This window comes from Paenibacillus mendelii (assembly GCF_024498075.1).
In the GTDB taxonomy this organism is placed as follows: Bacteria; Bacillota; Bacilli; order Paenibacillales; family Paenibacillaceae; genus Paenibacillus_Z; species Paenibacillus_Z mendelii.
This window is the reverse complement of the sequence record NZ_JANHOF010000014.1, coordinates 174,895-186,635: the sequence shown is the minus strand read 5'-3', so window position 1 is coordinate 186,635 and position 11,741 is coordinate 174,895. Positions and strand designations below refer to the sequence as shown.

Below are 11,741 nucleotides of genomic sequence, written 5' to 3'. Positions count from 1 at the left end.
CGAGGTGGAAGTGCAGCAATGCATGCAGCTGACGAATACTAATCGGTCGAGGGCTTATCCTAACGAAACATCCAGCTTTAGAGTTGCGCAAACTCGTATCCAGTTTTCAGGGTGTAATGCTTCTGAGAATTGTGCACTGCCTGAATAAGGCATCGTACATAAGGCCCGTTGGTCAAGGGGTTAAGACACCTCCCTTTCACGGAGGTAACAGGGGTTCGAATCCCCTACGGGTCACCATTAATGACGCGGGGTGGAGCAGCCCGGTAGCTCGTCGGGCTCATAACCCGAAGGCCGCAGGTTCAAATCCTGCCCCCGCAACCAATTCGTTTCTTAGAACGAATAAACCTATAATGTGGAGCCGTGGTGTAGAGGCCTAACATGCCTGCCTGTCACGCAGGAGACCGCGGGTTCGAATCCCGTCGGCTCCGCCATTATACCTTTCATTTGCCGTTGTAGCTCAATTGGTAGAGCAACTGACTTGTAATCAGTAGGTTGGGGGTTCAAGTCCTCTCGACGGCACCATCTTTTATTTTTTGCGGTCGTGGCGGAATTGGCAGACGCGCTAGATTCAGGTTCTAGTGGTGTAACAGCCGTGGAGGTTCAAGTCCTCTCGACCGCACCAAATGCGGAAGTGGCTCAGCGGTAGAGCATCGCCTTGCCAAGGCGAGGGTCGCGGGTTCGATTCCCGTCTTCCGCTCCATATGTGCCCTTAGCTCAGCTGGATAGAGCATTTGACTACGAATCAAAAGGTCGGGAGTTCGAATCTCTCAGGGCACGCCATTTTATACTTATCGGGATGTAGCTCAGCTTGGTAGAGCACCTGGTTTGGGACCAGGGGGTCGCATGTTCAAATCGTGTCATCCCGACCATTCTTATCTATTCAAAGCCTGCAATAACGTATATCATATACGTGTGCAGGCTTTTTTTGTTTCTTCTATCTGCATGGGAACGAGGAATGAAGGATGAAGAATCTGTTAGTGACGGGCTACCGTGCTCACGAATTGAGTATATACGATCAGAAGCATAAAGGAATTGCCTATATCCAAAAGGCGATCGCAGGAAAGTTGATTCCACTTGTTGAAGAAGGTTTAGAATGGGTGCTGACACCGGGTCAATATGGTGTCGATCTATGGGCTTGCGAGGTGGTGATTGCCTTGAAAGCGCAATACCCACATCTGAAGTTATCCATTATGACGGCGTTTATCCATCCGGAAGAGAAGTGGAATGATTCCAAGAAGGAATATTACGGACAAATTCTAAAAGGCGTCGATTATTACGGGGCTGTTAGTAAACAAGCCTATAGCGGTATATGGCAGTTCACAGCCAGAGATGAGCTGCTGTTCAGAAAAACAGACGGGATTTTATTGTTTTATGATGAGGATGCCGGAGAAGGAAGTCCTAAGTATTTTAAAGAAAAGGCATTAAGAAAGCAGGAACTGGACGGTTATCGGTACATAAGCATAAGCTCCGAGGATGTTCAGAGCGTGGCCGATGAAGAAAGCTTGAATGCCTATGATTGAGACAGCCATATGGCTAAGTCATCATTCAAGTATCCCAATGATCAGGCATGGAGAGAGCGGGGGTTAAGAGATGAGCGAGCTGAAGCGGAACTATGGAAAGCTGCCTGAACCAAGGTTTACACCCGAGCTGGCCGCTTTGATTCGAGAAGGACGTGTATTTAGTCTTCAGCATGTACTGGAGCCCGGTATTCCAGTATTTGGAGGGCATGCACCGTTCGCGATGCGCCCCTATCTACGGCATGGGGAAACTGATGGAATGCTGGAGGGAGACGCAGGCTTTGCCACAGAGATGACGATTATGGGCCAGCATACAGGCACTCACATCGATGCACTCTGTCATTTCAGTGTGAACAAGGAAGGCAAACGTTTCTATTACGGAGACAGACCTGTAGAGGGCTCGCAAAATCATGACGGTATCTCTGAATGGAGCATGGAGCAGATGCCTCCCCTTGTAACAAGAGGTGTTCTGCTGGATATTGCAGAACTCAAGGGGACGGATGTGCTGGGAGACAGTGAGCCGATCACAAAAGAGGACATCCTTGCATGTGAACGCAAGCAAGGTGTTGCTATACGTCCGGGAGACAGCGTTCTCTTGCGAACCGGCTTCAGCCAATATTGGCGGACTGACAATGACCGGTTTCTGACCAAGCATGCTGGAGCAGATTTGAGCGCTGCCCGCTATATGGTGGAGCAAGGTGCTGTAGCTGTCGGAGCCGATACAAGTACATTTGAAGTCATTCCATCCCCGGAGCATCTCGTTCATATTTATCTATTGGTTGAACAAGGTGTTCCCATTCTAGAGTGCTTGGATTTGGAGACGTTAGCCAAGGAAAAAATCTATGAGTTTGTGTTTATCGTAACCCCGCTCAAGCTGAAGGGGGCTACGGCGTCCATCGTGCATCCCATCGCGATCCGGTAGAACCTCCACTCAGGCTGTCTTTCAAGTACTCTTGAAGGACAGCCTCTTTATTAGAGCAAAGACACATGAACGGGCATGGACGGTTGAATACACGTCTCGACAGAAAATGACGGAGGCGGGTTAGAGAAGAATACTTGAGGACTATTGAGATTATGTGAGATTTTGCTAATATTAGAAATGTAAGCGCTTTATTTAAGGAGATATTTGAACATCTATTTGGTTGGTGATTGTCATGCAATCGAAAGGTATCACTGCAAAAACCACTGCATAATGGCAAGGCTGCAGAATGGCATACAATCTGAGGAGGAGGCTGAGATTGTGAGAATGAAAAAGGCAGTTGCACTCGGCGTAGCTTTATTAATGCTTGTAACGGTGGTACCTTTCTTTGCATCGGGCACGCCAATTACCAGCGCTTCGGCTTCATCGGTAACCGGAACGTTAACGGCGGACAAGGCGATCGACGGGAATAATGCAACCATCTATTCCAGCGAAGGACATGCAGGACCTCTCTTCACCGAATGGCTTCAGGTTGATCTCGGATCTAAGCAGTATTCACTTGATGCTGTGCGATTGGACCCTCGGCCGAAGGGCTATGGGTTTCCGGTGGATTTCAAATTGCAGTACAGTGATAACGGCACGACTTGGAACGATATCCCTGGCGCCAATTTCACTAACTTTTCTAATCCGGGAAATAAAGAGGTGGTATTGCCTTTCACGAAACGGGTTAATGCCAGATACATTCGCCTGTATGCAACCAAGCTGGGACATGATGACTTTAATACGTATTATCTGCAGATGGAAGAAATGAAAGTCGAACAGAAGTATGTTGCGACGGCATCGTCCCAAATCGGTACATTCGTAGCGGGGAATGCGGTAGATGGCAATACGGATGTAAATGCGGGGACAACGGCGTTCTATTCCAGCAACGGCTCATCGACTGCAGCCGTCACGGAATGGCTGCAGCTCGATCTGGGACAGACGACGAATGGCATTAATCTCGTTCGTCTTCATCCTCGTCAATCCGGAATGGGATTTCCGGCGGATTTCAAAATCCAGTACAGCAACAGTCCCGGCGGACCATGGACGGATGCGCCTGGGACGAGCTTCTCCGGGTTTAACGCTTCCAGCGGGCAGCAGGTTGTCATCCCCTTCAGCTCTCCTGTCAATGCCCGGTATGTTCGATTGTATGCAACGAAGCTAGGCTCGGATGGTGCTGGATCGTACTATTTGCAAATTGTAGAGATGTCGGTGGAATCGGGTATGGGCGATGCCTTGACCCCTGCGTCCAACACGGCGACGAGCTCGATTAGCGGCTGGGGCCCAGAGCGTCTTAGCGACTATGACGCGAACACGGTATGGTCCAGCGACCGGCAGCCTGCGGCATCCAGTACGCAGAGCTTTACGTTGACATACAGCGTTAAGACACCGATTAACAAACTCGTGTTGACTCCTCGTCCTGGCGGATTAGCCTTCCCGGTCGATTTCACGATCAAATATAGCGAGAACGGCACAACCTTCACCACGATACCCGGACAATCTTATACGAACTATGCGAATCCGGGCTCTACGCAGCAAACCTTCGAGTTCGAGCCAGTCCAGGCCAAAGCGATTCGGGTTGAGGCGACGAAGCTGGGTACGGATGACTTCGGTTTTTATTATTTTCAAATGGGCAATGCCACCGCCTATAAGTGGGATACGCACAGCGATACCTGGGCGGCGGTGGATAACCTCGGAAGAACTCTTCCGGCTTACTCAAATTTCAATGAGACGCGTTCCGATAAATTCGTGGGCATGTTCTATTTCTTGTGGCTGGGCCAGCACGGAACGACCGGTCCGCATGATGTGACGGACATTCTGGCTAGCAATCCAGGTGCGATGAGCAATGCCGGCAATCCCCCGTGGGGCCCTTATAACGCGTTCCACCACTGGGGTGAATCTTTATTCGGTTATTATTTGTCACAGGATAATTACGTTATTCGCAAGCACGCCCAAATGCTGTCAGATGCAGGGGTGGACACCATCGTCTTCGATGTGACGAACGGCTTCACGTATAAGGATCAATATATGGAGCTGCTCCAGGAATATGCGGATATACGAAGCAAAGGAGGAAAGACGCCGCAAATTGTTTTCTTGTGCCCGTTCGGCGATCCCACCTCGGTTGTAACGTCGCTCTATAATGATTTGTATGGTGCGGGGCTGTACTCTGACCTGTGGTTCCGGTGGGATAACGGTAAACCGCTCATTATGGCGGATCCTGCTTATTTCAGCGGTAATCCGGCTATCAATAACTTCTTTACGTTCCGCAAGCCGCAGCCAAATTACTTCACCGGTCCGACGGCAGCCAATCAATGGGGCTGGCTGGAGGTCTATCCGCAGCACACGTTCTACAGCAGCAGCGTAGCGAAAGAGCAGGTAACGGTCGGCATTGCCCAGAATGCGGTTCCGAATGGAAGCGGCGGATGGAAGATCGGGTCGATGAGCCAGCCTGGTGTACAGGGGCGCAGCTTCAGCGATGGTGTCGTGCCAGCCGCTCCGGCTACGGAGTATGGGTATAATTTTATGGAGCAATGGGGCAGGGCGCTCGAAATTGATCCGAAATTTGTTTTTGTGACGGGATGGAATGAATGGGTGGCGATGCGGTTTACCTCGTTCGCTGATTATTCGGCAACCAATGTGTTCGTGGATGCCTTCAATGAGGAGAACAGCCGCGATATCGAGCCGATGAAAGGCGGATACGGCGATAGCTATTATTATCAGCTGGTTGACTACATCCGGCGTTACAAAGGCGTGAGCAAGCCGCAGAATGCCGATAATCCGAAGACGATTGCCATTGATGGCAGCTTCGCGGACTGGAAGGATATCAAGCAGGAGTTCCGGGACGATGTTGGCGATCCGGCGTCGCGCAATGAAACGGGTTGGGGGACGGCGGGCACATACACGAATACGACCGGCCGCAACGATCTACAGACAATGAAAGTTGCGCGGGATGCCAACAACATTTACTTCTACGTCAAGACGAAGAACAACATGACAAGCTATACGGATGCGAACTGGATGCGGCTATTTATTAAAACTAGCGACGCCGAAGCCAATTGGCAGGGTTATAATTATGTCGTGAACCGAACGGGAGCAGGCGCTTCGACGACGTTGCTAGAGAAAGTGTCGAGTGCAGGCGGCTGGGACTGGACGACGGTATCGAGCTCTATTTATTATTCTGCAAATGGGCAGGAGATGGAGATCGCGATCCCACGTACTAGTCTGGGGTTAAGTGACCTGAACAAGCCCATGCGCTTGGAGTTCAAATGGCATGACAACATGCAGACGCAAGGCGATGTGTATGAATTTACGACCAATGGCGACGCAGCTCCTAATGGGCGGTTCAATTATGTGTTCACGGAAGTCACGCATTAAAGAGACTTTTCCATGAAATGAAGAGATGCATGGGCAATGCCAGAAGGGCTTAGCAGACCTTTTGGCATTGCTTTTTTCGTGAGCTTATATGCCTTCCTATATTGGAATAGAGCGTTCCGCAGCAACAGCTCGACCAACTCTTCTTTCATATGAAAGCAGTATGGTAGAATAAGAGATTATTCGATACAATGAAACGATGTATGGTACCATTCGACAGGAGATGACGCATTGCGAAAGATTTCACGAACACTTGGGACGTTGGCTCTAGCGGCCGCGTTATTCATGAACCCCTTAACCACGCATGGCGCAGCCGCAGAAGCCCCCCTTCCCTTCAAGGACATCAGCAGCTCGCCCGCGCTTGGCCAGATCTTACTGCTGCAGCATATGGGCTTCGTTAAAGGCTATGCAGATCAATCCTTCAAGCCGGAGCAGACAATCTCTAGAGCCGAGTTTGTTGCGATGCTGGTGGCAGGGAAGGGCTATGAGAGCGAGGCAGTTAAGCAGGCCGCCGAGAAGACCGCGTTCAATGACGTATCCGGCTGGGTGACGGGTTACATTAATTTCGCCGTCAATCAGGGGTGGATTCAAGGCACCGGGGAGGGGAAATTCGAGCCGGACAAGCTGATCACGAACGCGCAGGCAGTCGCCATTCTCATGAATTCGATCGGTATGCGGCAAAGCCAAAGCACTGAAGCCGGCAAGCCGTGGTATGTGAATTACTATTTGGCGGACCAGAATCATCATCTGGGACTTGTCTCCGCTGCCAGCAAGCCCAACACCAATGCCACGAGATCCTACGTTGCCGAATTAATCGTCAAGCTGCTTGCAGATGTTCCCTTGAATCCTTCTACGGGACGCTTCGATACGAAACAGGCGACGAACAATACGGCATTTGCGATCCGGCTATACGAGGATATTGTGGGCAGCTTCAAGCAGGCATCTTCATCCGAAGCGAAACAATTGGATTCCTTGACGCTGCTCAATGGTCAGATCATTCCGCTTGCAGCGAATGCGGCCGTATACGGCGACCCTGTTGCGGGAAGCGGGATCTGGTACGTGACGAATGAAAGTGGGCTAGCTACCTTCGTTTACGTAGTTTCGGACAAGCAGGACAGCTTGAATCGTACGGGACAATGGAGCAAGCTCTGGAGCGTGTATCAAGCCTTGAAATATGACTACTATACCGTCGTCGATGAGGAGACGCTCGTGAATGGGGCGATTGACGGCATGCTGAAATCGCTGGGCGATCCATATACCGTCTACATGAATCCGGTGGCGGCCGCGAGCTTCAACAGCGGAATTACTTCCTCCTTCGAAGGTGTCGGAACGACGCTTAAGGAACAGAACGGCGCACTTGTTATTAGCGGGATCTTGCCGGGCTCTCCTGCCGAGAAAGCGGGGCTCAGAACCGGCGATATCATCCTTCAGGTGAATGGCAAGGATGTGGCGGGGATGAGCAGTGATGAGCTGGCCGCGCTTATCCGCGGACCCAAAGGGACGGTTGCTGAATTCGTCGTCCAGCGTCCCGGTACGGATGGCAAACTAACGGTATCTGTCACGCGCGATACCATCATCCAGAAGACGGTAGCCGGTCAGATGCTATCGGATTCAATAGGCACAATCAGCATATCCCGTATGTCTGAACCGACTACCGATGAATTTCATCAGCTGTATACGGCATTACAGTTGCAGGGGATGAAGGGTCTTATTCTAGACCTCCGGCAAAATCCGGGCGGGCTGATGAGCTCGGCTCTGCTAATTGCCAATGAATTAGTGCCGAACCAGAAACCGCTGTTTCAATTGGAATACCGTAATGGACAGCGAGTGGTATATGTCACACAGAACGATGTGGAGAAGCCGCTGCCAATCGTCGTATTAACCGACAATGGAACGGCAAGCGCCGCGGAAATATTGGCGGCAGCGCTCTCTGAGTCAGCGGATGCCGTCCTTGTGGGAGCTGCTACTTATGGCAAAGGTGTCGTGCAGACGACGCAGGGCTACGCAGACGGTTCTTCGGTGAAATACACAGAATCGAAGTGGCTCACTCCTAATGGTGATTGGATTCATAAGAAGGGAATTATTCCCAATTACGAGGTAAGTTTACCCGGAGCTCCTTCTACCCAAGATACGCAGCTGCAGAAGGCGGAAGATGTCTTGAAGCAGCGGCTGCAGGGGCAGCAATAGAGCGTTCGAGGATCGATAAGGCGAGTGGAGTGGAGCCCAGGAGGCTCCACTTTTGTTTTCGCACCTGATATGGTATACTACGAGACGTTCAATCGAATAAAGACCGGAAGCCGCTGCAGCGCGGGTCCGGGAGAGGTTCGCGATCCCCCCTCTATAAAAATACTAAGGAAAACGGTACCCTTCCTTGGCTATCGTTTTTTTGTGCGTAAGGAGACCTGAGACAGATGAAGCAAGAGAAAGCAATCGTCGTGTTTAGCGGCGGCCAGGACAGCACAACCTGTTTGTTCTGGGCAATGGAACGGTTTCACACGGTGGAAGCGGTGACGTTCCAATATGGACAACGGCATAAGCAGGAGCTGGATTGCGCAGCAGATATCGCGCGTGAGCTTAGCATCAAGCACCATGTGCTGGATATGTCGCTGCTGGGCCAATTGACTCCGAACGCATTGACGCGCGATGAAATCGCCATTGAGGTCAAGCCTGACGGGCCGCCATCCACATTCGTGGACGGGCGGAATTTACTGTTTCTATCCTTTGCAGCCGTGTTGGCGAAGCAAATCGGGGCACGGCATATCATAACCGGCGTATGCGAAACGGACTTCAGCGGCTATCCCGACTGCAGAGATGTGTTCGTGAAGTCCCTGAACGTCACGTTAAATTTATCGATGGATTACCCGTTTGTCATCGAAACCCCGCTCATGTGGCTGAACAAAGAAGAGACGTGGGAGCTGGCCGATCAATTGGGTGCGCTCGAGTTCGTTCGGACGAAGACGCTCACCTGCTATAATGGCATTCCTGCCGATGGCTGTGGTGAATGCCCGGCTTGTCAGCTTCGGCGCAGAGGGCTGGATGCCTATCTGGCAGCTAAGGAAGGGAGCGAACAATCATGACAGGCAGAATCAAAGAAGAGCTGGAGGGTGTGACGCTGCTGGGCAACCAGGGCACGACCTATTCCTTTCAATATAACCCGGCCATACTGGAATCATTCGATAATAAGCATCAAGGCCGCGATTATTTCGTAAAGTTTAATTGTCCGGAATTTACGAGCTTATGCCCGATAACGGGGCAGCCGGACTTTGCAACGATCTATATCTCCTATATTCCGGATATCAAGATGGTCGAGAGCAAGTCGCTGAAGCTGTATTTGTTCAGCTTCCGCAACCATGGCGATTTTCATGAGGACTGCATGAATATCATTATGAATGATCTGATCGAGCTCATGGAGCCGAGATATATCGAGGTGTGGGGGAAGTTCACGCCGAGAGGCGGGATTTCGATTGATCCCTACTGCAATTGGGGACGGCCGGGGACCAAATTCGAACAGATGGCGGAGCACCGTTTAATGAATCATGATTTGTATCCCGAGAAGGTTGATAACCGGTAAGCATCCTGTGATATACTGATAGACAAACACCAACGTCCGAACAGACAGACTAGCCCTCAGCGGTTAGTCTGTTTCTATATTTTGCTCGGAGAAGGAAGAGGAGGCATTCACAGTGAACCGAATCCTATTTATCTCGATGCTTGCTGTACTGCTGCTCGTTGGCGCAGCCTGTACGCCCGCGCAGAAGAAAGAGGCCATCCCGGTGGAAGTGGGAAGCGGCAGCGCCGTTACCTCCGAGGGAAAGGGGAAGTCCGGTTACGATACACTTGCCGAGCGGCTGCAGTCGCCGTGGGCGATTGATTTTGCCGGAGATACGATTTATGTAAGTGAACGGGAAGGAACCATTGCGAAGATAGCGGATGGGAAGCTGGAGCGGCAAACGGTAAGTCTAGATAAGCCAGTTAAGCAAATTGGCGAGGGTGGATTCCTGGGATTTGTGCTTGCTCCGGACTTTGCCAAGACGAAGCAGGCCTACGCTTACCATACCTATGAAGATAAAGGCGATGAATATAACCGCATCGTTCTGCTGGAGGAGGCAGCGGACGGAAGCAGCTGGACAGAGAAGCAGGCGCTGCTCGAGCGCATTCCCGGGGCTTCCGTGCATAATGGCGGCCGTCTTGCGATCGGACCGGACAATCACCTGTATGCGACAACCGGAGATGCGTCACGTGAGAAGCTTGCACAGGATCTGAATAGTCTTGCGGGGAAAATTCTTCGTATGTCGATGGATGGTACGGCTCCGTCAGACAATCCATTCCCGGATTCTCTCGTCTACTCGTATGGACATCGGAATCCGCAAGGGCTGGCATGGAATTCGAAGGGGGAGTTGATCAGCGCCGAGCACGGCCCATCTTCCATACCCGGGGGCCATGATGAGCTGAATCGAATTGAAGCAGGCGGAAATTATGGTTGGCCTGAAATTATCGGTGACGAGAAGAAGAAAGGCATGATCACGCCTGTTTTTCATACGGGTAACGATACGCTGGCTCCTTCCGGTATCACAATTAATGAGCATGATGAAATACTCGTTACCGGTCTGCGCGGGCAATCACTCGTCCGCTTCTCGCCGGATGCAAGCTCAAGTCAAGTCATGGTGACAAGCGAAGGGAGGCTGCGGGACGTTAAAATTCACAAGGGCATGGTATATGTCATTACGAACAACACGGACGGGCGCGGCGATCCGGGGAATACGGACGACCGTTTGCTGCGGCTAAAGTAAAGATACTATAATGGGGATGGAATATACAGGTATCCTTGAATGGGAGGAGTCACTTCGATGGGCATAAAGACAAATCGCAGCGGGCAAGTATTGATCAAGGAAGTGAATGCGACGGAGGTTCCATACGGATGTCTCGCCATCTGGTTCTTAGGTCAAGAAAGCGTAATTGTTAAAGGGGATGGCGTGACCATATATATTGATCCCTACGTATCCGATTATCTCGAGAAAACAGCCGGCGCGGTACGTACCTATCCAGCGCCGATTGCACCGGAGGACATCACGAACGCCGATGCCTGCCTAATCACCCATGAGCATGAAGATCACCTGGATCAAGGCACTGTTCCTGTGCTGGGTGCACAGAATCCCGATGCCTTCATCATGGCTCCGGCAGCCTGCCGGGATAAGCTTCTGAGCCTTGGCATCGACCGTACCCGTGTTACGGATGCCGATACGAATAACTGGCTCTCTCCCCTAGCGAGCGGCAAACTGAGGATTCAAGCGATTCCAGCGGCTCATGAAGCATTGGAGCAAGACGAACAGGGAAACCACCGGTATGTGGGTTATATCATAAAGCTTAACGGGGTTACGCTGTACCACGCAGGGGACACAATCGTCTACCCCGGTCTGGCGGAGCTTCTTCGCGGCCATAAACCGGATGTGGCGATGCTGCCGATTAACGGGCGCGATTATTTCCGCACGAGCCGCGGCATTATCGGCAATATGGATTATCGCGAAGCGGCTGAGCTGGCCCATGAGATCGGTACGGAGACGGTTATTCCCCTTCATTACGATATCTTTGCAGGGAATGCGGAAAATCCCGGTTACTTCGTGGATTATTCGTACAAATTCTTCCCGGAGCAGAAGTGTCATGTGATGGCGCGCGGGGAACGGTTTGTCTATGTCTCGGCGCACGCATTCATGCAGGAATAATCGTGTGTTCATATCATCCAGCTCCTTTTAACGGTGTTACCGGAGAACGCTTATATAGCGTTCTTTTTGTTTGCGGCTTCATAGAGTGGGGTAACTAGAACAAAGGATAAATGCATTATGAGGGTAAAATGTAAACAAACTTAACATATGCAAAGATTGTTGTTGACTACAGTG

At 51.2% G+C, this 11,741-nt stretch carries 8 protein-coding genes, 8 tRNA genes and 1 riboswitch; all 16 genes read left to right on the top strand.

Annotated elements, in window-relative coordinates; translation table 11 throughout:
• Nucleotides 1–162: 162 nt before the first annotated feature.
• The 16 genes from NNL21_RS28920 (at nucleotide 163) to NNL21_RS28845 (ending at nucleotide 11,567) form a co-directional block, all read left to right on the top strand.
• Nucleotides 163–237 (top strand) — tRNA-Glu (locus NNL21_RS28920).
• Nucleotides 238–244: 7 nt separating this feature from the next.
• Nucleotides 245–321 (top strand) — tRNA-Met (locus NNL21_RS28915).
• 33 nt (nucleotides 322–354) lie between these two features.
• Nucleotides 355–431, top strand: a tRNA-Asp gene (locus tag NNL21_RS28910).
• A 15-nt stretch (nucleotides 432–446) separates the two neighbouring features.
• A tRNA-Thr gene (locus NNL21_RS28905) sits at nucleotides 447–522 on the top strand.
• A 13-nt stretch (nucleotides 523–535) separates the two neighbouring features.
• Nucleotides 536–622, top strand: a tRNA-Leu gene (locus NNL21_RS28900).
• Between the two features lie 3 nt (nucleotides 623–625).
• A tRNA-Gly gene (locus tag NNL21_RS28895) sits at nucleotides 626–700 on the top strand.
• Nucleotides 701–703: 3 nt separating this feature from the next.
• A tRNA-Arg gene (locus tag NNL21_RS28890) sits at nucleotides 704–780 on the top strand.
• A gap of 12 nt (nucleotides 781–792) precedes the next feature.
• A tRNA-Pro gene (locus tag NNL21_RS28885) sits at nucleotides 793–869 on the top strand.
• A 93-nt stretch (nucleotides 870–962) separates the two neighbouring features.
• A complete protein-coding gene (locus NNL21_RS28880) occupies nucleotides 963–1,520 on the top strand; it encodes an SLOG family protein (protein WP_204821461.1) in 558 nt (185 codons plus the stop codon).
• Between the two features lie 70 nt (nucleotides 1,521–1,590).
• Complete coding sequence (locus NNL21_RS28875; protein ID WP_204821462.1) at nucleotides 1,591–2,439, top strand: cyclase family protein; 849 nt, start codon at nucleotides 1,591–1,593, stop codon at nucleotides 2,437–2,439.
• Nucleotides 2,440–2,763: 324 nt separating this feature from the next.
• Nucleotides 2,764–5,850 carry a discoidin domain-containing protein gene (locus NNL21_RS28870; protein WP_256555560.1) on the top strand — a complete coding sequence of 1,029 codons (3,087 nt, stop codon included), beginning with the start codon at nucleotides 2,764–2,766 and terminating at the stop codon, nucleotides 5,848–5,850.
• 228 nt (nucleotides 5,851–6,078) lie between these two features.
• The gene (locus NNL21_RS28865) at nucleotides 6,079–8,034 is read left to right on the top strand and encodes a S41 family peptidase (RefSeq protein WP_204821464.1); all 1,956 of its coding nucleotides are present in this window, start codon (nucleotides 6,079–6,081) and stop codon (nucleotides 8,032–8,034) included.
• A 126-nt stretch (nucleotides 8,035–8,160) separates the two neighbouring features.
• A riboswitch (PreQ1 riboswitch) is annotated at nucleotides 8,161–8,206 on the top strand.
• 52 nt (nucleotides 8,207–8,258) lie between these two features.
• Nucleotides 8,259–8,924, top strand: coding sequence for a 7-cyano-7-deazaguanine synthase QueC (queC, locus tag NNL21_RS28860; RefSeq protein WP_204821465.1), 666 nt, complete (start codon nucleotides 8,259–8,261; stop codon nucleotides 8,922–8,924).
• Nucleotides 8,921–9,418, top strand: a complete 498-nt coding sequence (gene queF, locus NNL21_RS28855; protein WP_305881001.1) for a preQ(1) synthase — start codon at nucleotides 8,921–8,923, stop codon at nucleotides 9,416–9,418. The genes queC and queF overlap by 4 nt, the downstream gene beginning before the upstream one ends.
• Before the next feature lie 112 nt (nucleotides 9,419–9,530).
• The gene (locus tag NNL21_RS28850) at nucleotides 9,531–10,637 is read left to right on the top strand and encodes a PQQ-dependent sugar dehydrogenase (protein ID WP_256555558.1); all 1,107 of its coding nucleotides are present in this window, start codon (nucleotides 9,531–9,533) and stop codon (nucleotides 10,635–10,637) included.
• Between the two features lie 57 nt (nucleotides 10,638–10,694).
• Nucleotides 10,695–11,567 (top strand): MBL fold metallo-hydrolase, encoded by an 873-nt coding sequence (locus NNL21_RS28845; RefSeq protein ID WP_204821466.1) that lies wholly within the window; start codon nucleotides 10,695–10,697, stop codon nucleotides 11,565–11,567.
• Nucleotides 11,568–11,741: the final 174 nt, after the last annotated feature.